The sequence below is a fragment of the Microcoleus sp. A003_D6 genome (genome assembly GCF_036702825.1).
Taxonomy (GTDB): Bacteria; Cyanobacteriota; Cyanobacteriia; order Cyanobacteriales; family Microcoleaceae; genus Microcoleus.
On sequence record NZ_JAUBWA010000115.1, the window covers coordinates 1 to 22805 of the forward strand.

At 44.4% G+C, this 22805-nt stretch carries 18 protein-coding genes; 11 read left to right on the top strand and 7 right to left on the bottom strand.

Features of this window, described 5'->3' with window-relative positions:
- Nucleotides 1–335 precede the first annotated feature (335 nt).
- From QUB70_RS25210 to QUB70_RS25230, 5 genes are all read right to left on the bottom strand, one after another.
- The gene (locus tag QUB70_RS25210) at nt 336–689 is read right to left on the bottom strand and encodes a DUF1257 domain-containing protein (protein ID WP_006635781.1); all 354 of its coding nucleotides are present in this window, start codon (nt 687–689) and stop codon (nt 336–338) included.
- Between the two features lie 130 nt (nt 690–819).
- Entirely contained in the window at nt 820–2340 is a 1521-nt protein-coding gene (gene ycf46, locus QUB70_RS25215) for a stress-responsive protein Ycf46 (protein ID WP_332984166.1), read from the bottom strand.
- A 106-nt stretch (nt 2341–2446) separates the two neighbouring features.
- The gene (locus QUB70_RS25220; protein WP_332984167.1) at nt 2447–2797 is read right to left on the bottom strand and encodes a hypothetical protein; all 351 of its coding nucleotides are present in this window, start codon (nt 2795–2797) and stop codon (nt 2447–2449) included.
- A gap of 337 nt (nt 2798–3134) precedes the next feature.
- Nucleotides 3135–4046 carry a UTP--glucose-1-phosphate uridylyltransferase gene (locus QUB70_RS25225; RefSeq protein WP_332984168.1) on the bottom strand — a complete coding sequence of 304 codons (912 nt, stop codon included), beginning with the start codon at nt 4044–4046 and terminating at the stop codon, nt 3135–3137.
- 192 nt (nt 4047–4238) lie between these two features.
- Nucleotides 4239–5279, bottom strand: a complete 1041-nt coding sequence (locus QUB70_RS25230; RefSeq protein ID WP_332984169.1) for a mevalonate kinase family protein — start codon at nt 5277–5279, stop codon at nt 4239–4241.
- 148 nt (nt 5280–5427) lie between these two features.
- On the opposite strand from QUB70_RS25230, the gene QUB70_RS25235 reads away from it, so the two are divergent.
- Nucleotides 5428–5967: a Dps family protein gene (locus QUB70_RS25235; RefSeq protein ID WP_332984170.1), complete on the top strand. Its 540-nt coding sequence runs from the start codon at nt 5428–5430 to the stop codon at nt 5965–5967.
- Between the two features lie 292 nt (nt 5968–6259).
- Here QUB70_RS25235 and QUB70_RS25240 read toward each other — a convergent pair whose 3' ends face one another.
- On the bottom strand, nt 6260–6424 hold the full coding sequence (locus QUB70_RS25240; protein WP_332984171.1) for a hypothetical protein: 165 nt from the start codon (nt 6422–6424) through the stop codon (nt 6260–6262).
- A gap of 3 nt (nt 6425–6427) precedes the next feature.
- On the opposite strand from QUB70_RS25240, the gene dpdE reads away from it, so the two are divergent.
- Genes dpdE through QUB70_RS25265 form a run of 5 tightly spaced genes read left to right on the top strand, consistent with a single transcriptional unit; the run spans nt 6428 to nt 17106 of the window.
- Nucleotides 6428–9850 (top strand): protein DpdE, encoded by a 3423-nt coding sequence (gene dpdE, locus QUB70_RS25245; RefSeq protein ID WP_332984172.1) that lies wholly within the window; start codon nt 6428–6430, stop codon nt 9848–9850.
- Complete coding sequence (gene dpdF / locus QUB70_RS25250; RefSeq protein WP_332984174.1) at nt 9850–12393, top strand: protein DpdF; 2544 nt, start codon at nt 9850–9852, stop codon at nt 12391–12393. The genes dpdE and dpdF overlap by 1 nt, the downstream gene beginning before the upstream one ends.
- Nucleotides 12390–13310 carry a protein DpdG gene (gene dpdG / locus QUB70_RS25255; RefSeq protein WP_332984175.1) on the top strand — a complete coding sequence of 307 codons (921 nt, stop codon included), beginning with the start codon at nt 12390–12392 and terminating at the stop codon, nt 13308–13310. The genes dpdF and dpdG overlap by 4 nt, the downstream gene beginning before the upstream one ends.
- Complete coding sequence (dpdH, locus tag QUB70_RS25260) at nt 13307–16393, top strand: protein DpdH (RefSeq protein WP_332984176.1); 3087 nt, start codon at nt 13307–13309, stop codon at nt 16391–16393. The genes dpdG and dpdH overlap by 4 nt, the downstream gene beginning before the upstream one ends.
- A gap of 5 nt (nt 16394–16398) precedes the next feature.
- Nucleotides 16399–17106, top strand: coding sequence for a hypothetical protein (locus QUB70_RS25265; protein WP_332984178.1), 708 nt, complete (start codon nt 16399–16401; stop codon nt 17104–17106).
- A gap of 102 nt (nt 17107–17208) precedes the next feature.
- On the opposite strand, the gene QUB70_RS25270 is transcribed toward QUB70_RS25265, so the two are convergent.
- Complete coding sequence (locus tag QUB70_RS25270) at nt 17209–18297, bottom strand: glycosyltransferase family 2 protein (RefSeq protein ID WP_332984179.1); 1089 nt, start codon at nt 18295–18297, stop codon at nt 17209–17211.
- 477 nt (nt 18298–18774) lie between these two features.
- On the opposite strand from QUB70_RS25270, the gene QUB70_RS25275 reads away from it, so the two are divergent.
- From QUB70_RS25275 to QUB70_RS25295, 5 genes are all read left to right on the top strand, one after another.
- Complete coding sequence (locus tag QUB70_RS25275; RefSeq protein ID WP_332984181.1) at nt 18775–18906, top strand: hypothetical protein; 132 nt, start codon at nt 18775–18777, stop codon at nt 18904–18906.
- An 8-nt stretch (nt 18907–18914) separates the two neighbouring features.
- Entirely contained in the window at nt 18915–19985 is a 1071-nt protein-coding gene (locus QUB70_RS25280) for a glycosyltransferase (protein WP_332984182.1), read from the top strand.
- A gap of 88 nt (nt 19986–20073) precedes the next feature.
- Nucleotides 20074–21525 carry an NAD(P)/FAD-dependent oxidoreductase gene (locus QUB70_RS25285; protein ID WP_332984183.1) on the top strand — a complete coding sequence of 484 codons (1452 nt, stop codon included), beginning with the start codon at nt 20074–20076 and terminating at the stop codon, nt 21523–21525.
- A gap of 21 nt (nt 21526–21546) precedes the next feature.
- Nucleotides 21547–22218 carry a nicotinamide riboside transporter PnuC gene (gene pnuC / locus QUB70_RS25290; RefSeq protein ID WP_332984184.1) on the top strand — a complete coding sequence of 224 codons (672 nt, stop codon included), beginning with the start codon at nt 21547–21549 and terminating at the stop codon, nt 22216–22218.
- Nucleotides 22215–22754 carry an adenylyltransferase/cytidyltransferase family protein gene (locus tag QUB70_RS25295; RefSeq protein WP_332984185.1) on the top strand — a complete coding sequence of 180 codons (540 nt, stop codon included), beginning with the start codon at nt 22215–22217 and terminating at the stop codon, nt 22752–22754. The genes pnuC and QUB70_RS25295 overlap by 4 nt, the downstream gene beginning before the upstream one ends.
- Nucleotides 22755–22805: the final 51 nt, after the last annotated feature.

Here is a 22805-nt window from a genome sequence, read left to right on the forward strand (position 1 = left end):
TATTTATACCTACTCCCTCTCAAATCGTGAATTTTCCACTCCTCAAAAAGCAGTTTTTTTGAGTAATATTACTGATTGACAAATGCAATTAAGTCTTAACTTGTCACCAATGGATAATAGCAAATTCACTCATCTTTCTAAAGGCTGTTTTCTGACTTTTTCAGCAAGCCCTAGGTGGCCAATCATTAAAGCAGCAGCTCTCAGATTGAGAGCTGCTGCTTGGGGGTGCTAAAAAAGTATGTGGCGGCCCAACAACCCCGCTCTACATCCTAGCTAGGTAAAAACGGGTTAACCCGTTTGGTTAACCCGCGAGCTTGGAGCATCGCGCCGAGCGATTAGTTTTGCACTACCAGCTTGACGTTGGCGTTTTGCAAACCGCGCTGCTTGACTGCTGCCAAGGTCTTGTTAACTGCGTACTTCTGGTTGATGGAGTTGATTAACTCAGTTTGATTGTGCTTTTTGGCTACGCCCCAGAGGTCGGCAATCAAGTCAAAGGAACCGTCGCTATTGCGAGACCAACCCAGGTCGTATTCGCCTTCGAGAATCGCCACGATGTCGGAGCGAACGCGCTGACCGTTATAGCCGCGAACATCAGCTTCGGACTTGACTGAAATGCCCAAGTCGCGCAGGGAAGCTTTCAGGATTTCGGCATCGGTGATTTTGGTACGCAGAGTGCTAAAGTGAGACATTGGATTTCCTCCTAATAAAACTGAGAGAGAAACAACAACGGTCTGGATTTAACGGTGCCGCTGGGCGGCTTTTCAATCGAACTGCTAGCTGTTGCTAGCCTTTGCTCCTGTTTGGACCAGGAGAAAGCTTTTAGAATTCCATTCGCTGGTATTCAGCGACGGAAGACGCAGCGGGCCGTGCGCGCTGTCTAGCCCAATCCCGCAGGGCAGTCACCTGTTCGGTCATGGTTTTAGACAGTGGCAATGTAGATTTAATGGCCGCGATGATGTCTAGCTGCGTAAATTCTCTATCTTGAGCGAAGGCTTCGTACATTGCTGCTACTAGCCCTTGCTCAATTTCTGCACCTGAAAATCCGTCGGAAACGTTGGAAAGTTGCTCTAAATCGAAGCGAGAGATGTCCCGACGACGCTTTGACAGGTGAATCTTGAATATATCTTGGCGTTCTTCTTTGGTAGGCAGGTCAACAAAGAAGAGTTCGTCGAACCTGCCTTTCCTCAAGAATTCCCCCGGCAACCGCTCGATTCGGTTGGCTGTTGCCATTACGAAGACTGGGGAAGTCTTTTCTTGCATCCAAGTGAGGAAGGAACCGAAAATCCGGCTGGAGGTGCCTCCGTCTGAGTCGGCCGAACCAGTTCCTCCTGCAAAGGCTTTGTCTAGTTCGTCGATGAAGAGGATGGCTGGAGAGATGGATTCTGCGGTTTTGAGGGCGTTGCGGAGGTTGGCTTCCGATCGACCCACCATCGAGCCATCGTAGACTCTACCCATATCTAGCCTCAGCAGAGGCAGTCCCCAAAGGCGGGAGGTAGTCTTGGCAATCAGCGATTTTCCGCATCCGGGTACGCCGAGAATTAACATCCCTTTTGGTTGGGGCAGACCGTATTCTCTCGCCCTTTCTGTAAAGGCGTTGGAACGCTGTCTGAGCCACCGCTTCAGCTCTTCTAACCCGCCGACTGCATCCAGGGTTTCGTCTTCTTCAATGAACTCTAGAATGCCGTTGCGCCGAATTAATTGCTTTTTCTCCGACAGAACTATGTCTACTTCTTTTTCTGTTAACTGTCCTGTGGAAACTTGGGCTTTGCGATAAACTTTTTCAGCTTCGTCCTTAGTCAATCCCAAGGCTGCTTTTAAAAGTTTTTCTCGCGCTTCTGTGGTAATGCGTCGCGATTTTGTTTGCTCCAACTGGCCAGACAATACTTGGTTTAGTTCCTTCATGTCTGGGAGCGCGAAGTCTAATACCACTACTTCCTTTTCTAGCTCGATCGGAATTTGCTGCAAAGGAGACATCAGTATAATTGTCTTTTGCGTTCCTTTGAAGTTGGCGATCGCATCGCGCAACCACCTCGTTACCGGAGGAGAATCTATAAAAGGATGCAAATCTTTGAAAATGTAGATGCTAGCGTTGCTGTTGGGTTCTCGCTGCCTGATCACCCATTCAATTGCTGCCTCTGGCGAGACTGTGTTGTGCTGGGTGGTGGTGCGGGGTTGACCGTACTCCACAATGCCGTGAGTTACAGTCCAGATAAATACTCGTCGCTGTGGTTTGGCTTGAGCTATTGTCGAAATTGCTTGCTCACACCGCTCTTCCTCGGATGTCACGAGGTAGATCAGAGGATATTGAGCTTGGATTAGAATACTGATCTCTTCTTGCATATTCCTCGACCCACTAGAGACGGTGCTATCTTTGCTGAATCTCAATGCTGCCATTAGCCTCTTACTGAAATTTTCAGTTCTGGCTTTTTGGGAAAGCAAGGCATTCTTAGCAGGGAACCAATTCTTCCTCTCCCGGTTGGGCTGTGCTGGCACTGACGCCCGACACTTGCTTTACTGGAAGATCCTGCTCAGCCAATAAGCTCGGCTGACTTTTGAGGGATGCCAGTTCTCCATCTCGCATTACTACAGAACCCGTGCATTCTGGACAGTTGTATACCCGATGGGTTTGTCCGTAGGAGGCTTCTACTTCGTCAACCAGTTCGGGGTTTCCTAGGTAAAAGACTATTGCCCTTTCTGCAATTGATGACATCGGTTCTGTTTCGACTGCGGCTTTGATTTTGAGCTGGCGATGCAGTTCAGGTGGAAGATACAGTGTAACTTTTTGCTTTTCTTGCATATGACAGTGAATTGACTTACCCGGGTATGTATATCAGATTAGCCGCTTAATTCTTTGCTGTCAAGCCTCTATGCTGCTTTAGCGTCAGTTTGTAATATTTCGTTACAATTATTGTGATTTGGGGGCTGCCTACAACGGAGAATTAAGGAATGTAGCTGATGAGGCTGCGGTGCAGCGGCAGGTATTACGATTGGGGATTTTCGATTTTCGATTTGGGATTGGGGAATGAATGATGGCTGTCAACCGCAGATTTAAGGCAGATTGACGCGAATAAACGCAGATAATTTCCTGTTATGGCGAGCTTGGGGAGGCAATGCAAGTCTAATTTTAAGGCCCATTAGCCGATCGCCCCCTCAGATATGGCAAAATCAATCAGAGTCTGCCGGTAAACATCCGGCAATCCCGTGTCAAAACACCGCCCTCGCACAACATAACCAGCCATTCCCTCGAACTTCCGCAACTTATCCAAACACGACGTTAACTGAAATTCGCCTCTTTCTCGAAAATTAGCATTAATATGTTCTGCCAAATAATCAAAAATTTTAGAATCCAGGACATACATCCCAAACATAGTTAAAAATAAATCCTCCGCCATGCCTTCTACGCTTAAATGCTGCCGCGCATACTCGATATCCGGCTTTTCGTAAACTTGCGTCACAGACAAAATAGCATCTTGTTCCTGCCAAACTCCCGCCGCACAGCCGTAGTGATGAATTACCTCAGCTTGTGTTACTCTCAAACCAATTACGCTTTGCTGCACTTGCGAGTAAATATCCAATAGCTGGCGCGCGCAAGAGTTTGCAGTGTCCGACAAGTAAATGTGGTCGCCCAACAGCAGCAAAAATGGCTCGCTGTTCGTCCATTCTCTAGCACAATATACCGCGTGGCCGAATCCTTCCTGAACATCTTGAGTAAGAATTGTAACTTTCTGTCCCACATTTTGTAAATATTTACTATAATCCTGATTTTGCACAGACAGTTTTTGGAAAAGTTGGGGAGACGGAGGGGCTTTAAAGAAATCTTCAAAAAAAGCGCGATCGCCATTTTGCACAACTATACCAACTTCTTCGATTCCGGCGCTCAAAGCTTCTTCCACAATTGCCAAAATTATCGGTTTGGCGCGGCCGTCGCGATCGATAATTGGAAAGAATTCCTTCTTCACTGCCTTAGTAGCCGGAAACATCCGAGTGCCAAAACCGGCGGCCGGAATCACCGCTTTGCGGACTCTGTACTGAGAACGGATTGTCATAGGATTTTAGATTTTAGATTTTAGATTTTAGATTTTAGATTAGACTTGCATTGCAGAAGTCTGCTTTCGATAGAGAAACCGCAGATATCGGGCAGATAAACACTGATTGACGCAGATGATTTCAGGGTATTTTCCGATTTTGGCAATTGCTCTATTGAATAATTTGAAGCTTCCCTAAATCGGTCTTTCTTTTCAACTTATTTTCAGTTTCACACAATTCATCTGAGGAAAATCCCGTGCAATAATCTCGATAACCTGCCGTTGACTTTCTGCATCTTTAACTATAAACTGCGCCGTGCCATCTCCTTGAGAACCTACTCCCTTCCCGCCCAAAATATAAGGCTGAATCGGTGGATAGTTCAAAAGTTCGTGCAAAACAGCAGCAGTTAACTGCCCCGGACAAGCGGGGATTAAATGCTTGTCAAATTCCCTCTGGGCAACTTTCATCAACTCGCCGAGTTTAACCGCATCTCCCTGCTGTAAAGCTGCGGCCGCATCTTGCGTAATTCTCCAACTAATCGCACCGAGATATTGCTGCACGTTTTCTTGAACTTCATTCGCAGCAAATGGGTAAGCCTGATTCAAACTTGCTAGAATTTCTTGAGTGTTTTTGCTAGCACCCAAATCTACGAGCACCAAAAACAAATCTTTGGTAACTTTTAGCTCAACAACATCCATTTGAGAACCGTCAAAAATCATCATGATCGGGCGATTTCCATAGGCACAACCCTGATCCATGCGGCCGCAGCGCGAAGGTGTGGCAGTCTCGCCTAAATAAGCCATTTCCATTTCGCCGCGCACGTTCATTTTTAAATCGTATAAGCGGTTAAAAGCGCGGGCTACTAACACGCAAATTGCGGCGCTGGAAGACAAGCCTTTCTGAATTGGTAAATCTGTTAAATAATTGTCAATCTCTACTCCTCCCACGCGGTGATAGGTGAGAAATTGAGCCGCAACACCGGCTGCATAACTGAAAAAAGTTCCTGTTTGTGCTTCGGCAAGCAGACAATTTTTTTCCATCAGGAGTGCAGCTTCTATTTTGGTGCCGTCATTTAAAGCAGCCCGCAAAATCAAGTGTGTGGGATGTGGGCTAACTTCAGCATAAATTCCTTGATTTGTACTGGCTATCAGAGTGTAGCCTTTTGCTATAGCAGGATTGAGGGGGCGATAAGTGGCTGCCCAATCGCTGTGTTCGCCAAACAGACAAAGGCGGCCCGGAACAAAAAGTTTCATTGCATCTATCTAAGGGTATCTATATTGCGATTACTTTAACCTGAAATGCAGCTATTGTACCAGCGTGCGATCGTCCTCTGGGTTGATGTCAGCGGCTGGCAATATTTGTTCTAATAAATGTAAACAGAGAGTTAAGGGAACAGTTTCAATGCGTAAGTTAAACATAGGTCTATCTGACGAGCAACGTGCAGGCGTTATCGAACTGTTGAATCACGACCTGTCCGATGCTTATCTGCTGTTAATCAAAACCAAAAAGTATCACTGGGATGTAGTGGGCCCGCAGTTTCGATCGCTCCACCAGTTGTGGGAAGAACACTACCAGGCGTTAACAGTAAATATCGATGCTATGGCGGAACGGGTGAGAACTTTAGGTGGCTATCCAATTGGTACTGCTGAGGGTTTTCTGAAGTATGGTTCGATTAAAGAACATATCGGCGATTTGCCTTTGGCTACGGAAATGGTAGCGCGTTTAGTTGACGACCACGAACTGATTATTCGCAATCTCCGCCAACACGTCGAACAGTGCGGTGAAGAGTTTAAGGATGACGGAACCGCAGACTTTTTGACTGGTTTGATGGAACAGCACGAACAAATGGCTTGGATGTTGCGATCGTTTATTGAAGGGGAATCTATTTCGCCGGACGGTAAGCAGCCAAAAGCTAAAACTGCTACAGCTTCTCACGCTTAGATTCTTTGTACGGAAGTTAAACTCTGATGGTTAGAAACCGGGTTTTTTAGGAAAATACTGGTTTAGATATTTTGATTTTGGTCAAAAACTCGGTTTCTGGGCCTCGGATGCGTCCCTGTTGCAGAAACCGGGTTTTTTGCGATCGACTGCTGGATTCCGAGTGCGCTTCTCAACATAACCTCAGACATTGAGCCGAAAACCGTGCAACAAGAGTGCAAGGTGTCAAAGGCTTTTACGGTATCAAATATTGCCTCGATATCGGTTTGATACGGTAAAGCGCAAAGAGCCGCATTTATTGAGATTGCTGCATTCCCTCTGCTGCTATGAGTTTATAATTGCTGGGTTTGTCAAGAAATATTAAATAATCATGCAGCAATGCAGTAAAAGTGGCACAGTATAAATTGTTGAGGTAAGTAATAGCACGATTGCTGCTACTATTAGCCACAAGAAAATTCATTGTTTGATCGATCGACTCAAGTGCTATAGCGTTGGCGAAGTTTTTTGCAAAGCAACCGATCGCTCTGAGGAGACCGGAATTATGATCGAGCTTGGTTGTCTGGTGCGATCGCGCAACAATGACCTCGGTATAGGAAAAGTTGTTAAAATATCTAATTCAGATGCCTTAGTTGAGTATTTTTGTTCGGTGGGGAACCGGATAGAACGAACCTTAGCCTTAAGTTGGCTCGTTCGAGTTAGGCTACAACCTCAGACGAGGTGCTATTTCTGGTCTCAAAGCAAACAAACTTGGAGGGTTGGTCGGATTTTTGCTTGGGATGAAGATAGCTGTCGATACGAGATTGACTTACCCGATCGCCAAACAGAATTCGCCTTTGAACGAGATGTTTGCGTGCGTTGCAATATCCCCATTGAAGATCCGATCGCAATTATAGCGCTGAAAGGTCAAGAAACACCTTACTTTCACGATCGACGTTTAGCTTTTGTCAAGTGTCTGACTCAACAACGCGCTGTCAGTCGCGGCATGACAGGACTGATTTCTGCCAATATTGAGCTTTATCCCCATCAAGTTGAAGTTGTCCGGCGCGTACTAGAAGATCCTATTCAACGTTACCTGTTAGCCGATGAAGTTGGACTGGGAAAAACGATCGAATCTGGTGCTATTCTTCGCCAATATCTTCTCGACTACCCCCAGGGACGGGCTGTGGTATTAGTACCGCAATACCTGCAGGAACAATGGCTTCAAGAATTAGAAAATAAATTTTATATTTCTCCCTCGGACAATCGAGTGCAGGTGCTTGCAGTAGAAAATGTCGATCGAATCAGCCCGAATGCCGATTTAGGCTTTTTAATCTTAGATGAAGCGCATCACGTCGCAGCAATGGCTACCTCTTCAGATTCGGCGAAGCGCGGGCTTTTCGAGACTTGCAAACACCTCGCTCATCAAAGCGATCGCCTACTCCTATTATCTGCAACCCCAGTTCTCAATCACGAGCAAGATTTCCTGGCGATGCTGCACTTGCTAGATCCAATAACCTATCAACTTAACGATTTGGAAGGTTTTCGTGCGAGGGTGCAAAACCGCCAACAAATTGGTCGAGTTTTACTCTCATTTAAGGAAGGAGCAAATCCTTTTGTTATTAAAACTAACCTCAACCAACTGCGAAATCTGTTTGCTGAAGATCCGTATCTGCTAAACCTCGCAGATCAGTTGCAAATTTGCTTGCAGGCTAAAGAAACACCTGCGGGCGATCGCGATCGAATTGTGCGATCCATTCGCACCCACATCAGCGACACCTATCGCTTGCACCGTCGAATGCTCCGCAACCGTCGCGCTTCCGTAGAAGATGTAATTTTCGATCGCAATATCATACCAAAAGTCGAATATGAATTAGATGAGCGATCGCCCCAAATTCACGAACTCATCGACGAATGGCGCACTATCGCCCCCAAAGAACAACAATATCAGCACATTTTTATGCTGTTATTCCGTGCTGCTGGTACTTGGCTGGGAATCTTGCAACAGATAGTTGAAGTACGTTTAAGTTGTATCTCCCATGCTGGCATCATTCAGGAATTTGGAATTGATAGCGCCAGAATTTTGAGTGAAACTCCCAAATTTTCAGGAGAAGCAGAAATCCTGCAATCTTTGCTGCAAATTATTCAAGAACCTTCAGAAGATGGCGATCGCATCGAATTACTCAAGATAGTTCTAATCTATCATTTATCTGAGTGTTTCAAACTCCAATCTTATCGCAGCAACCTTCATAAATTGCTCGAACAATTGCAACAGCGACTTCGCAGACCAGTACCGGGAGATACCTTACCTAAAATTGTCATTTTCACCAGTTTTGTCAAAACAGGTACAGAAATTTTCCGGTACTTATCAGATACTTTTGGTCAAGAAACTGTAGCTAGCCATCAATTAGGGATGGAACGCTCTCAGGTTGAAAAAAACCTCGCTCGGTTCAAAAACGACCCAAAATGTTTTATCCTTGTTTGTGATTCCTCTGGTGAAGAAGGCCGCAACTTCCAATTTGTAAATTGGATGATTAATTTCGATATTCCTTGGTCGCCAAATCGTTTAGAACAAAGGATTGGCAGGATCGATCGCATTGGTCGTCCGATGAATGTTCAGTTTACAGTATTTGCAGGTGCAGACTTAGAAGATAGCCCTCACAGTGCTTGGTATGAATTATTAAAAAGTGGTTTCGGCATTTTTAATCAATCAATTGCCAGTCTTCAGTTTTATGTAGATGAAAAACTGCCGGAACTTGAAGCCGTGCTGTTTCAAGCTGGCGCTAGCGGAATTTTAGAAAAAATTGACTCAATCCGGCAAGGAATTGCTGAGGAACAGGTGAAAATTAGCGAACAAAACGCTTTAGATGAAATTGATGCTCAGGATGAAAATGCTACCGAGTATTTTCAAGCTTTAGATGATTATGACGCAGGCCATCAAGAAATTAAACAAGCAACTGAAGACTGGATTTGTCAAGCGCTACGATTCAAGCAAATTGACGATTTGAATTTAGCAAAAGTGCAGCATTATCAACATACTGCGCGCACTTTAATTCCAATTCACGATCTAAGAACTCACTTTGTTGATTGTGGAGAAATATCTGGTACTTATAATCGGAGAATATCAACTCAACATCCTGGTGTCAATCTCTACCGTATTGGGGAAGGATTTGTGGAAGGGCTAGCATCTTATATTCATTGGGATGACCGAGGTCAAGCCTTTGCGATGTGGCGGTGGGATGAATCTTGGGATGCTGGAGAAGGGATGGAATGGTTCGGTTTTCGCTTTAATTATGTAGTCGAGGCTAATTTGGAAATAGCCCAGCAAGTTTTAACAGATTTAGGGCAGGATAGTAGTAAATTTAAATCTCTGAAGCGACGCACAGATGCGCTATTTCCCCCAATTGTAGAGACAATTTTTCTTGATGCTCGGTACGAACCAATGAGCATTGTTGAAGATGAAGCTATTTTGAAGATTCTGCAAGGTTCGTACAAGGGTAAAATTTCTCGTTCCTCGCGAGATTACAATTTAGCCAAAAGTCGATTATCGGTGCTCAATGAGTTTGTTGATGAGAGTAAGTGGGCAGATTTGTGTAGTCAGGCGCGCGAGACTTCTGAAATACTGTTGCGCGATCGCACTTTTTTCATCTCACTCTGCGAACAACGCGCCCGAGTCGCCGACCAGAAACTAGGAAATAGACTAGAGCAACTGCGGCTGCGCCTCAACCGACTGGCTGAAAGCGAACAAACTTCGCATTCTTTACTAGCAAAAGAAGTGAACATAGAAACTGCGTTAAGTCAAGCTATTTTAGAGGGAATTCGGCATCCCCGAATTAAGCTTGATTCTGTAGGATTTATCATTGTTTCTGGGCGACCTCCGGTTGCATCTCAGGAAGGGGGTGATGAGTGATGACTGATTCTTTTCAAGAACTCAGAGAAATTCTCCAAACAGGTAAGATTCCTGCGGATTTAAGTCAGTTTTCCGAAGCTTGTCACAGGCGCTTGCTGGAAACTTTGGATGCTGCGGGAACTTCTTACGCGCCGGGAATGGGAGATATTGCGGCTCTGATCCGTCAGGTTTTGCGGCGGGAAGATGAGCGACAGGGTGGGATGTCCCAAACTCTGAAAGTATCTCGAACTTTCCCTTTCCCCGATCGCGAAACGTGGCAACAAAGCGGCATCGATATTTTGGGTGAAGGTGCAGATTACTATCTGATTAGCGCTCATCCTTGGCAGCCAGATTGGCTGGATTTTCCCCAAAAATATCCCCCAGAAAAACCCGTATTGAATCAGGAAAAGCGCCGCAATTACGAGCCAGTAGAGGGAGATCCGTTTCTGCAATTAGTTAAATTGCAGAAGTATCAGAGTGTAGGGCAACGTGAAGCAATTCGGGCAGTTTTGACTGCTCCTGACAATTCGACACTGGCGATTAATTTGCCTACAGGAGCGGGGAAAAGTCTTTGCGCTCAACTGCCGGCTTTGTTGCGATCGCAAAATGCTGGTGTAACAGTTGTTGTAGTGCCAACTACAGCACTAGCCATTGACCAAGAACGAGCTTTGAGCCCTTTTGTGAACCATGCGACTGCCTATTATGGCGATGAATCCGGGCAAGGACAACAGAGAAGGCAGGAAATTCGCGATCGCATTCGCAGCGGCACTCAGCGCATCATTTTCACCTCACCCGAAAGCTTGATGAAGTCTCTCGCACCTGCTCTTTACGAAGCCGCCAAATCAGAAATGCTGCGGTATTTAGTAATAGATGAAACGCATATCGTGGAGCAGTGGGGCGATGAATTCCGCCCCGCTTTTCAAGAACTCCCCGGCTTGCGAATAGATTTGTTGCGATGGACTTCTTTTACAACTTTATTGCTGACTGCAACCTTAACAGAATCCTGTTTAGATACCCTGGAAACTTTATTTGGCAAACCAGGCCCTTTTCAAGTAATATCTGCCGTACAGTTGCGACCTGAACCATCCTACTGGTTTGCTTGGTGTCAAAGTGAAGAAATCAGGAAACAGCGATTAATTGAGGCAGTTTATCATCTTCCCCGCCCTCTGATTATTTACGCCACAAAACGCGAAGATGTCAGGCGATGGCAACAGGATTTATTATCGGCTGGATTCAAACGGTGTGCAATTATGACCGGGGAATCCAGTTCCGAAGAACGCTTTCAACTGATCCAAAACTTGCGCGAAGGACGAGTTGATATAGTTGTGGCTACTTCTGCCTTCGGATTGGGTGTGGATCAATCAGATATTCGAGCCGTGCTTCATGTCTGCATCCCCGAAACTATCGATCGCTTTTATCAAGAAGTCGGTCGAGGTGGTCGAGACGGCAAAGCAGCAATCTCGCTCACCTTGCATACCAATGAAGACTTAGACATTGCCAAATATCTTAATGACAAATCTGCCATAACGATCGATCGGGGTTTAGAACGGTGGAAAAGTATGTTTTTGAAGAAAGAAATGCTCCCCGATGGTCGGTTTCGCGTTCCCGTGAATCTTCCTCCATCCTTAAAACCAGAAGATATTGACATGAACAGCGAACAGAATCAGGCTTGGAACATCCGCACTTTAACGCTGATGAGTCGATCGGGTTTAATCAATATCGATGCGGACGAACCGCCGCAAAGAAGAAACTTTAGATCAGAAACAGCTTATAACGAAGCTTGGAAACTGCACAGAAAATCCCGGTTCATCCGCATCCAAGATGAATCGCACCTCAACCGTCAAACTTGGGAACATAAAGTAGAGCCAATTCGCAAACAGAGCCAAAACTGGAGCGATAAAAACCTGCAATTAATGCGCGAGGTTTTGCGGCCAAAACGCTGTATTTCCGAAATATTGGCTGAAGCTTACACCATACCCGCCCGCGCAGTACCAGAACCGAGAAAATCGGTGATAGTTTCTCGCGCTTGCGGTGGATGTCCTGTTTGCCGAAAAAACGGGGAAGCACTATTTTCTGGAATTCTGCCCGCGCCATTACCTGTATGGCAGGAACCGAATTTTTTTGTAGGTGAAGAACTAAAACGATTGCTAGGAGGAGATAAGTTAATGCTCGTTTTCTATGAGTCTCTTGAGCAGAAAAATTGGCAACTCAAAAGCCCTAAATTTTTTAACTGGTTCATCGAACAGGGAATTAATAATTTGGTAATTTGTGATAAATTTGATAGTATATTGAATGAAAAAAAACAAATTACCGATGCTTTGATATTTTTGTTTGAAAAATACCAACCCTTTCTGATGCCGCGCATTTCTACCCTAATCTTTCATCCGCCAGGAAAGGCTATCCCTGACAACTATCTGTCAGTCAACAGAACTTCTGAAGCTCCGCTGATTATCGTGCTTCCTGTGGATACACCCGATCCGAGCCGCCCTGACCGCAAGCTCATTGATATTTTTTCAGGTAGATGTTTTATGTTTAATCAGTTTTGCCGGGAGGTTAATTTATGAGCGTCTTAAAAACTGCTTTAGCTACTCCTAGTAGAATGCGAGGAATATTTAGATATTTACTTCAAGCACCAAAGCAGCGCGAAAACAGGGAAAAACTCACTGGGCTGCTTTCTCCCGATCAATTGTCAGAAGGGAAAAACAAAAGTGCCGAACATCCGATGTTTAATGCTGCACTGCGAGAAAGTATCAAGTGCGGTTTATTAATAGAAGAAAATGAGGATATTTCTATAAATCTTGAACTCCCCGAAGCATTTCGACATCCTCAGACAGGCGATAACTTGTTACCTGATACGCTGGTACAGCTATTTTTTGCTGATAACGAAGATGAAGAAGATTTAGGTCGGTTAATAGCATGGTATTTAGCACAGGATATTTATGATGCTCCCGATACATGGGAAAAAGTAGAAAAGCTTGTCGCAGAGCAGGGAGTTGCTGAGTCTTTAGATTTGAAAATATCCAGCAATACCCTGTCTGGTCAAGTCGAGGATTGGATGTGTTATTTAGGGTTTGCTTGGGGCCATGCTTCAGATTCAAACAAAAAACTTGTTGTGGCTGAGCCAACGGCTTATTTCAGAAGAAATTTAGTGGCTGAGCCAACTGCTTATCTCAGAAGAAATTTAAATGATTTATTTCAAGGAGAAGCAAAAGCTAAACTTTCAATCCGAGAGTTTATCGATCGCCTAGCTAAAAAATGCCCGGTGTTTGAAAATGGCAAATTTCGAGACCAAGTTGAAGAAAAAATTGGTTTTCGCTTACCAAATCATTTATCAACTAGCACAGCTTTTGCCTTATTCCGCCTTCAGGATGATGGTTACATCAAGCTGATCCGAGAGTCGGATGCTGATTTATTCGTCTTTCCAAGTGGCGACAAAGAAGCAGGGTTTTCTCATATTATTTTGACAGGGGTTGAACCATGACTTTTACAAAATTTGTTTGCTGGGATGTCGATCGCGTTCGCCGCGTGATGATGGGTGTGGAGGCTACCCAAACTCCAGATAGTATATTTCTGGCAACTCACCATCCAATTGCCATGTACCGCCAGGAACTGATCGAAGCACCTTCGCGAGTTACCTACAGCGAGTCAGAATTTCTGAAAGACTTTCTCGCTGAACAAGATTTCGCTTTCGTGCCAGTTTTAGGCAGTTCCGGGACGGGAAAATCTCACCTGATTCGCTGGCTAGCTGCGAATATTGCATCGACCCAGAAGCGCCGAGTTTTGCTGATCCCTAGAATTGGCACGAATCTCAAAGATATTATCAGTTTAATATTAGAAGGGATGGAAGGAGCAAGTTTTGATGAATACCGGCACCGTTTAAATCGAGCCACTAGCAGCTTGACAGAAGCCCAAGCGCGGGAACAACTTCTGAATCAGCTTGCGGCTGCTGTTGGCCCAAATGGTCGGGGCGATCGGGTTAAACTTTCGGAAGTGGAAAAATACCTTGTTGACGCTATTGACTCTTTTTTGTACGATCCATTTTTTCGGCAATACTGGCTCGAACAGGGTGGTATCATCCATCAATTAGTTATTCATACTCTTGGAAACCAAGATAAGGTCGAAATCGTTAACGAACGGCGACAGTTCTCATTAAATGACTTGCCCCTTGATATTCGATACATTCAAAAAGCTGGGGAAAAAGCTAGAGATTTTTATAGAGAACTATACAGCAATGACGAAATTCAAAAAGCAGCCGTAGAGTGGTTAAACCGCCATCTCGATCAAGCGATCGCGCAGGTATTAAGCCTTGGTCGTGAAGATTTGCAAAGATTAATGCGCGAAGTTCGTGAAACTCTAGCAGAGCAAGGAATAGAATTAGTTTTGCTGATTGAAGATTTTGTCAAATTTCAAGGCATCGATCGCGAAGTTTTAGAAGCAGTTTTAGCGCGGCCTCAGCAACCAGGAGGCAAACATTTGTGCGCGATCCGAACGGCGCTAGCTTGTACTACGGGCTATTTTGATGGTTTGAGGTTAGATACTGTAAAACAGCGGATTACTTTTAGCGTTAATCTCGATGTCGGTACAGTTGGAAAACAACAATCTTTAGTCAATTATGCAGATATCAAACAATTTGTGGCTCGATATCTCAACGCGGTGCGTTTAGAGGATAAAATAATTCAAGATTGGGCTAAGTCTCGCAATGATGAAGATTCAGATAAAGCAGATATCAGTAGTGCTTGTAATGAATGCGAACACAAACTAGCTTGTCATGCAGGTTTTGGAGAAGCGGACGGTTTTGGTTTGTATCCCTTCACGCCTGAAGCCTTAGAGCAGATGCTTGCTAGGGTAAACCCCGAAACTTTTAAACCTCGATTTTTGATTAGAGATGTTCTCAAGTGGACGCTAGAAAATTTTATTTCCGATATTAAGCATGGACACTTTCCTGCTATTTCTCTGCGAGAACATTTTGGCAAGATGCGGCTGAGTGCAATGGTTCAGGCAGATATTAAAGCCAAAGACCAACAAAATTACGATCGCCGCCAAACTCTCCTCGATTTGTGGACTGATAGTAACGAGCTTTGTGATTTGCGCCCAGAAATTCACTCCGCATTTGATATTCCTGCACTTGGCGTGAAGGTGCAGCAGACCAAAGTTAGACCCTCAGTTTCGCAGGCTAAAGACTCTAGGACTTCGGTTAGTAATTATCGAGTTGAGCCACAATCTCAAACTGAAAAAATTCCCGATAAGTTGACGAATCAACTGCAAATTCTCGATCGCTGGAATAACCGAGACATTCTCCCGCAAGATATCGCTGGAGAACTGCGACCGTTGATTTACTCAGCTATTATTGAGCGCATTGAATGGGATACAGAAATGCTACTTCAGGGGAGTTTTGCTGCTAGCGATAGTAAATACTTTAAGCGCCGAAACTTAATTTTTTACAGCCCAAAAGTTACGAGGGAGACGATTTCTGGAGTTAAACTATCTCTTCCTCTTAATCCTGACGATCCTGATGAGTTTCGAGAAAGCGCGATCGCCTTTCAAGGTATGTTGCAATACAGCTATTACAAGCATTGGAAGTTCCCGGAGGGCGATCGCTACTTCCGCACCTATGCTAAACAACTGGAAAGATGGAGTCAGTATGTCCTCCAGCAGATTCGCCTGTATCCCCGCGAGTCTGGGGAACCCTGGAGCCCTGTACCTGCGGCAGTTGAGCTACTGGCGATCGCCACCACAATGGCCGGACATTCTACCAATTCTACTGAAGATTTGATAAATGCTTTGTTTCTCAAACTAGAGCCAAAAGATTTAGAACATCGTTCAGCTACTTGGAAAAAGCTATTTGGTACTTTACAAAAACACTCCCTAGCTTTACTAGAAACTATTACCAGCCGAACGGCTTGCACGAAAGGAAGTTCTAAACAATTTCAAATTATTGATACTGTTCAAATTTTGGAACCTTTGAAACAGATTAGCAAAAGTTGGCAGCCTCAATGTGAAATTCCGGCAGATGTTCGGGAGAAGTTTCCCGAAATTGATAAAGCGCGTCAAGCTGTGGATGAATTGCTAGAAAAGGCGATTCAAGAGGAGTGCGATCGGCAACTCGCTGTTTATCATTCTCTAGTATCTGAATTAGGAGAAAATATCAACAAAAAGGATGTTGCTGATGTTGTAAAACAGGCAATAAAAGAAGCAAGCAAAGCAGGTGTAATTGGGGGTGGAAAGAGTTTTGACGACCTAACATCGGTCGTAAAACAGTTTAAGGCGATCGGGCTTTCTAGCTATGTAGATAACATGAAGCGCGTGCAAACTGAGAAAGATAATCCCGACAGTCAACCGGGGAAGCTGCTTAAGTATCTCAGCGAAAATCATCAAAAAGCAATGGCAGAATCTTCGGACTTTCTCAATAGTACCAATAATTTTCTTGATTCTTCTCTAAGCAAGGTCAATAACCGGATTGAGGAGTTAGAAGCGTTAGGTGGTGCAACAGTAGAATCTAGCCATAAATCTATTCAAGATGGATTGGCAAAACTGCGGAATCTAATTAGTGAGATTAAAGGATAAACAATATGCTTTTACAAAAATCCCATCAACTGAGTGAGTTGTCTCAAAAGAGAATTAATCTTCAGAAGTCTGCAAAGAATTTGGAGGGTTTTCTATCAAGACAACAACAAATTGAGCAAGCTGTCACTGGAACTATACCTCTGGTGCAATCTTTGAGAGCTTTTCGCCAAAGAGAAATTGTCAATTTTGATTTAACTCAAAAGGCTGACAGTTTGCTGAAATTTATTGCTAATCTTGAAGCAAAATTTCAGGAAGATCCTGAGTGGATTATCCACAATGAAAATTTCAATAACAAAATTTTTACTTCTGCGGTAAATCAATTACAAAAAGCTCTGAGAGAGCAATTGACTCAAGCTTGGCGGCTGTACCGAACTGAAAAGATGTCGAGCACTAATCAGGAAGTCCTGAAGGTGCTGGATAAAGTTTCGACATTTAAGCCAATTATTCAACGAATTAGAACTTTAGATTTGCAAATTCGGGAGTCTAACTCAATTCCCGAAAGCCTTGAGGATTTTGCAAAAGTCGATCGCCTAATTGAGCAATTGAAGCAATGCTGGGATAAACTGGATGCTGATGAAGTCCCTGAAGCAGTGCTGGATTTTCTCAAAATTGCTGCTAATGAGGGTGCCACTTTGAGTCTTTTAACCCCTGAAGTGGAAGATTGGTTGAATAAACATGGTTTGATTGATGCTTTACGAATTCGCTTGACGTGATAATTTTAGCAGTGAAAAAAGGTTCGCAATGCACACCATACAAATAAAATTAATGCCTGGTAATATCCGCAATCCGCACCCTACAAATAAAGTTTATGCCTATCATTTTGTTAAACTATTAAACCGCATTCTTTCATACACCTGCGACGGCAGCATTCTGTGAACTTTCGTCCGCGTCTCAATCTTCGCAAGTGTCGTCCCTTCACTCGATTCTGATGCTGGTTTTAATTTTAAACCCAATTCAGTGGGCGGTGAGACTATAATTTTTAAGAGGCTGGTTATTGACAGCAAGTACAGATTGTGACGCAATAGTGACATAAATAAATCTTCTTTAAAAGCTTGAGCTAGCCAAAATAATGTACTGGTATAATTGCCGTTGCCGTTGCTTTTGACTGCTAAATAAATGTAGAAATTGCTGCTAGACCAGCGATAAATGTTGCTAGGAATTTCTGGATGTCGCTGCCTGACCTCTGCCATAATTAAAGAATGACCTTTTGCCATTGCTGCATAGTTGCAAGACATACTGCTGGCAATCTGCCGGTAGCCAACTAAATATTCTGGCACTACTTTAAATTGATAATGTTCGGCGATGCGGAGGTGAAGTTCCCAGTCTTCGCAGCCTTGAGCGTTTTCTGCTTTTAATTTGCAGTTGTAACCGCCGATTTTTTCAAAGCAAGCGCGGCGGATTAGGGATGAGCTGGCATTGCCGATAAAATATTTATAAACTAATGCTTGGTAAACTTCTCCGGCGATGGTGGAGTTGTAAAATCCGCCTGTGAGCAAGTCTTGTTCGTTGATGTCAACTGACCAGGAATAGACAACTCCGACAGTGGGTTCTGATTTTGTTAAGCATTCTATTTGTTTTTCTAGGTTTTGCGGATACCAAATATCGTCGGCATCGATGGGAGCAATGTATTCGCCGTGGGATTTTTCTATTGCTAGGTTGCGAGCGGCGGCTACGCCTGCATTTGATTGCTGCAATAAGAGGATTCGGCTATCTTTTTGGGCAAAAAATTTGACGATTTCGGCTGTTTTATCTGTAGAGCCGTCGTCAACTACTAAAACTTCTATGTTTTGATAAGTTTGAGATAAGACGGACTCTAATGTTTTAGTGATAAAATTTTCAGCGTTGAAAGCTGGTATGATGACTGAAACTAAGGGCTGATTTACATTGTTTTGGGAGGTGTTCATGCACGACGATCGCCAGTTGCGTGTAAAATTTGGGTTCGAGGACTCTGGGCTAACGCTATGTTAGCAAATGACTAAAGCTCGATCGTACACCGTGGGAAATTTTAAGATGTATATTTTAAAATATATTGCCAAAACTCATAAAATGTGGATTGACTGGGCAGTAGAGACACAGGCTTGGTGCAGGAGTCACTCGCGGATGAGCTCTGTAAAAGAACCTGTAGCGGCCAAGTCCTGACAGCCGGCGTATCTCCGTATATACTAGGAAAATAGGTTTGATTTTATACTGGTTGTGCAAGATAAAATCAAAGTCGGGTGCGGTGGAACAATTTCAGACACAATAGCTGGTGGGGTTTTTTCTAAGGTTTACAAAAACAATCCTATATTTAAAGATTTAATAAAGCTGTTGTCTGCATCAGGTCAGTCTCAGGAAGATGTGGCGTAGAATACAGGTAGGAATGGGAAAAAATGCAGTCGAGAATGCCAGCAAAAAATTTAGTTGAATTGAAACAGAAATCGGGTTATAAACAAAAAAGCAGAGCTGATTTTACCCTTGGTAAAGTAGCACCAGTAAAATTCCAGCAATTTTTTGCCGGGAGATTTATTAAATAATTTAGGTAATGATTTCTACCGCCGACCCGACTGTATCCGTGATTATCCCAGTCCACAACGGGGGCGCTTACTTCCGCACCTGTTTGTCAAAACTGGCTCAAGCTGTACCGAGACCGATCGAGATTATTGTAGTAGCCGATGGCGAAAGCGATGGTTCTTGGCGTCTGGCTAAAGAATTCGGCGCCAAAGTCATCAGAATTCCCGAATGCGGGGGGCCGGCGCGGGCAAGGAATTTGGGTGCCCAGGCTGCAAAGGGAGATATTCTATTTTTTGTGGATGCTGATGTTGCAATTTGTCCTGAAGCTGTGGGTTATGCGAGCTCGGTGTTCAAAAATAATCCCTACTTAGCTGCTTTCATTGGCTCTTACGATGATGCTCCTGGAGATCCCGATTTTCTATCGCAGTACAGGAACTTGCTCCACCACTACGTACACCAAACAGGTAACGAAGAAGCTTCGACTTTTTGGGGGGCTTGCGGAGTGATTCGCCGGGAAATTTTTTTGCAGATGGGCGGCTTTAATGAGAGTTACCGCCAAGCTTCGATCGAGGATATTGAGCTCGGCTACCGTTTGAAACAAGCCGGTTATAAAATTCGGCTGTGCAAAACATTGCAGGTGAAGCATTTAAAGCGCTGGGAAGCGATGGGGATGGTGAAAGCTGACTTTTTCTACCGAGCGCTGCCTTGGACAGAACTGATTTGGCGCGATCGCAAATTGAATAACGACCTCAACTTGCAAGTTTCAAACCGCATCAGCGTGATTTTAACTTATGCAGTGCTGCTGGCAATTTTGGGGACGTGCTGGTCGCTGAGCTGTCTGGTACTGGCTAGCTTGCTGGCAATACCGCTAGTAGCAATTAATGCACCGCTTTACCGATTTTTTAGGCAAAAACACGGTCTCCTATTTGCCCTAAAAACAATTCCCTGGCACTGGCTTTTCTACTTTTACAGCGGACTGGCATTTGCGATCGGCACGGGTCGCCACTTATACCAAAAAAAACCCTTGACTGGTAAAGTTAGCTTGCCAGTATCGCTGAATAAATCAAGGCAAATTATCCTTTCACATCAGGTCGATCGATAGTTTCTCAGGGTGTTCGCGGGTGCATCTATCAATTTTAGAAGTTATAAATAATTGTATAGTTCGAGAAAAAAAGCTGGAGGTAGGCTGAGTGAAACATTATCCTGTTGCGATCGTCGGTGCAGGCCCTGCGGGCTTGACTGCTGCCTACGAGCTAGTCAAGCAAGGTATCATCCCTGTTGTACTAGAAAAAGGTGATAAAGTTGGAGGAATAGCTCGCACAGAAACCTACAAAGGCTATCGTTTCGACATTGGCGGCCACCGCTTTTATACTAAAGTTGCAGCCGTACAGCAGTTGTGGCAAGAGGTACTGGGAAATAAGTTTATTAAAGTGCCGCGATTGTCGCGAATTTATTATCGAGGTAAATTTTTTAACTATCCGATCGGTGCCTTCAATACTCTCTTTAATTTGGGCATAATTGAGAGTACGCTAATTATTTTGAGTTATCTGAAAGTTAGAATCTGGCCGCTTCGGGAAGAACAAACTTTTGAACAGTGGGTGATAAATCGTTTTGGCGAACGGTTGTACAAAACATTTTTTAAGACTTATACTGAAAAAGTTTGGGGAATTCCCTGTTCGGAAATTCAAGCCGATTGGGCGGCGCAGCGGATTAAGGGGCTGTCGCTGACGACAGCAATTATTAATGCTTTGTTTGGCAGCAACGATACTAAAACATTAATCAAAGAGTTTGACTATCCGGCTTTGGGGCCGGGGATGATGTGGGAAAAGTTCGCGGAAGTTGTGGAAAGTAAAGAGGGCAAAGTTTATCTGGATACTAAAGTGATTAGCTTTGAGCGTGAAGGTAATAAAATTAAAAGTATTACTGCTGAGCAGAACGGAGAATTAGTTCAATATTCGGCGGATAATTTTGTTACCAGTATGCCGATATCGGCGCTGGTAGCAAGACTGAAACCGCAGCCGCCAGAAGAAGTGTTGCACGCCGCGCGATCGCTCAAATATCGAGATTTTTTGATTGTATCGCTGATTGTCGATCGCAAGGATTTGTTTCCCGACAACTGGATTTACATTCACTCTCCCGAAGTTAAGGTTGGGCGAATTCAAAACTTTAAGAATTGGAGTGCTGCTTTAGTTCCTGACGCTAGCAAAAGTTGTTTGGGAATGGAATATTTCTGTAGCGTAGGCGACGAGGTTTGGGAAATGTCGGACGCTGAACTTGTGGAATTAGCAACTCGCGAGTTGGTTGGTTTGGGTTTAGCAAAAATTGCGGATGTTGAAGATGGAGTTGTCATACGGCAACCGAAAGCTTATCCAGTTTATGATGGCGAATATCGCGGACACTTGCGGGTACTTGAAGGCTTTTTGAAAGGAATTGATAATTTGCAGACGATCGGGCGAAACGGTATGCACCGATACAACAACCAAGACCATTCTATGCTGACGGGGCTGCTGGCGGCGAGAAATATTCTCGGCGAAAAGCACGATTTGTGGGATGTGAATACTGAGCGATCGTACTATGAAGACTTTAGTGTCGATCGCTCAAAAGAAAAGAAGGATTCGGATTTGATTTCGCAGTCAATATAGCCAGCCGAAATAGGGATTGCCATGAAAAAAGCGAACCTGCCAAACTTAATCGGCTTCGCAGCAAGCATCTTCGTGCTCCTGCTTTCATTGCAGTGGTTTGTCCCTATCCAACTCGACTTAATCGAAGCGATCGCCGCGATCGCTTCTGCTTGGAGCGTTTGGCTGCTTGCTAAAAACAATCCCCTCGGCTGGTGGATCGGCTTAATCGGAGTTATCGCCTACGCTGCGGTGTTTTATCAAGTTAAACTTTACGGCGAAGTAGCGATTCAATTCTTCTATTTAATCACGAGCTTGCAAGCAATTTATATTTGGCTGCGGGGCGGCGAAAACAGCACAGAAAAACCTGTATGTCGCATTTCTCAACGCTGGCTCATCCTCACCGCAGTCTTAGTTACAGTTGCTGTATTTGGCTTGCGAACAGTATTAATATCTTTGGGCGGCGCCGCACCATTTTGGGACGCCCTTACCACCATCTTAAGCGCGATCGCCCAGTTGTACCTGATGGAACGCTATCTCGAAAGCTGGTATTTGTGGATTGTTGCAGACACGATTTACGTTCCCTTGTATGCCTCGCGCGGGCTATATCTGACGAGTATTTTGTACGCGATATTTTGGTTGATGGCAATTTACGGACTGCAAAATTTTCAGCGGATTTACTGGGAACAAAAGTTAAAACAGCAGCAATCTTTATGATACTCGGTGTTACTGTAGGCAAATTTTATCCCTTCCACAAAGGACACGACTACTTAATTAGAGAAGCTAAAAAAAAGGTTGACCGTTTAATCGTTCTGGCTTGCTACAAAACAAATCAAGCAGTTGCAGGAAGCGTTAGAGCCGAATGGATTCGGTTTTTGCATCCCGACGCAGAAGTTATCGAAGTGCTCGACGATTTGCCAGAAGCCCCCGAACCTTGGGCTCAGAGGACTCTGGAGGTGCTTTCCGGGCGAAAACCCGATATTGCTTTTACTTCCGAAGATTACGGCGAACCTTGGGCAAAACTGATGGGTTCTCAACACTGTGCAGTCGATCGCCAACGGCTCAAATTCCCAATTTCTGGAACGCAATTGCGATCGCACCTAGCCGAACACTGGCAAATGCTGACTCCCCCAGCCAAAGCCTACTTTGCCAAACGAGTCTGCGTATTGGGTGTAGAATCGAGCGGCACGACTACCCTAGCACGATCGCTCGCACAGCACTACCAAACCATTGGTGACAAGTTAAGGCTGTAAGTCTTTTGTCAAGAGGTTTTCAGAGAATTGTTGAAAAAGAACTGGTCAGAC

Excerpts from the sequence above, each read along its gene's own strand:
- QUB70_RS25210 (WP_006635781.1), bottom strand. The coding sequence starts at position 689 with ATGTCTCACTTTAGCACTCTGCGTACCAAAATCACCGATGCCGAAATC.
- ycf46 (WP_332984166.1), bottom strand. The coding sequence starts at position 2,340 with ATGCAAGAAGAGATCAGTATTCTAATCCAAGCTCAATATCCTCTGATC.
- QUB70_RS25220 (WP_332984167.1), bottom strand. The coding sequence starts at position 2,797 with ATGCAAGAAAAGCAAAAAGTTACACTGTATCTTCCACCTGAACTGCAT.
- QUB70_RS25225 (WP_332984168.1), bottom strand. The coding sequence starts at position 4,046 with ATGACAATCCGTTCTCAGTACAGAGTCCGCAAAGCGGTGATTCCGGCC.
- QUB70_RS25230 (WP_332984169.1), bottom strand. The coding sequence starts at position 5,279 with ATGAAACTTTTTGTTCCGGGCCGCCTTTGTCTGTTTGGCGAACACAGC.
- QUB70_RS25235 (WP_332984170.1), top strand. The coding sequence starts at position 5,428 with ATGCGTAAGTTAAACATAGGTCTATCTGACGAGCAACGTGCAGGCGTT.
- QUB70_RS25240 (WP_332984171.1), bottom strand. The coding sequence starts at position 6,424 with ATGAATTTTCTTGTGGCTAATAGTAGCAGCAATCGTGCTATTACTTAC.
- dpdF (WP_332984174.1), top strand. The coding sequence starts at position 9,850 with ATGACTGATTCTTTTCAAGAACTCAGAGAAATTCTCCAAACAGGTAAG.
- dpdG (WP_332984175.1), top strand. The coding sequence starts at position 12,390 with ATGAGCGTCTTAAAAACTGCTTTAGCTACTCCTAGTAGAATGCGAGGA.
- dpdH (WP_332984176.1), top strand. The coding sequence starts at position 13,307 with ATGACTTTTACAAAATTTGTTTGCTGGGATGTCGATCGCGTTCGCCGC.
- QUB70_RS25265 (WP_332984178.1), top strand. The coding sequence starts at position 16,399 with ATGCTTTTACAAAAATCCCATCAACTGAGTGAGTTGTCTCAAAAGAGA.
- QUB70_RS25270 (WP_332984179.1), bottom strand. The coding sequence starts at position 18,297 with ATGAACACCTCCCAAAACAATGTAAATCAGCCCTTAGTTTCAGTCATC.
- QUB70_RS25275 (WP_332984181.1), top strand. The coding sequence starts at position 18,775 with ATGCCAGCAAAAAATTTAGTTGAATTGAAACAGAAATCGGGTTATAAA.
- QUB70_RS25280 (WP_332984182.1), top strand. The coding sequence starts at position 18,915 with ATGATTTCTACCGCCGACCCGACTGTATCCGTGATTATCCCAGTCCAC.
- pnuC (WP_332984184.1), top strand. The coding sequence starts at position 21,547 with ATGAAAAAAGCGAACCTGCCAAACTTAATCGGCTTCGCAGCAAGCATC.
- QUB70_RS25295 (WP_332984185.1), top strand. The coding sequence starts at position 22,215 with ATGATACTCGGTGTTACTGTAGGCAAATTTTATCCCTTCCACAAAGGA.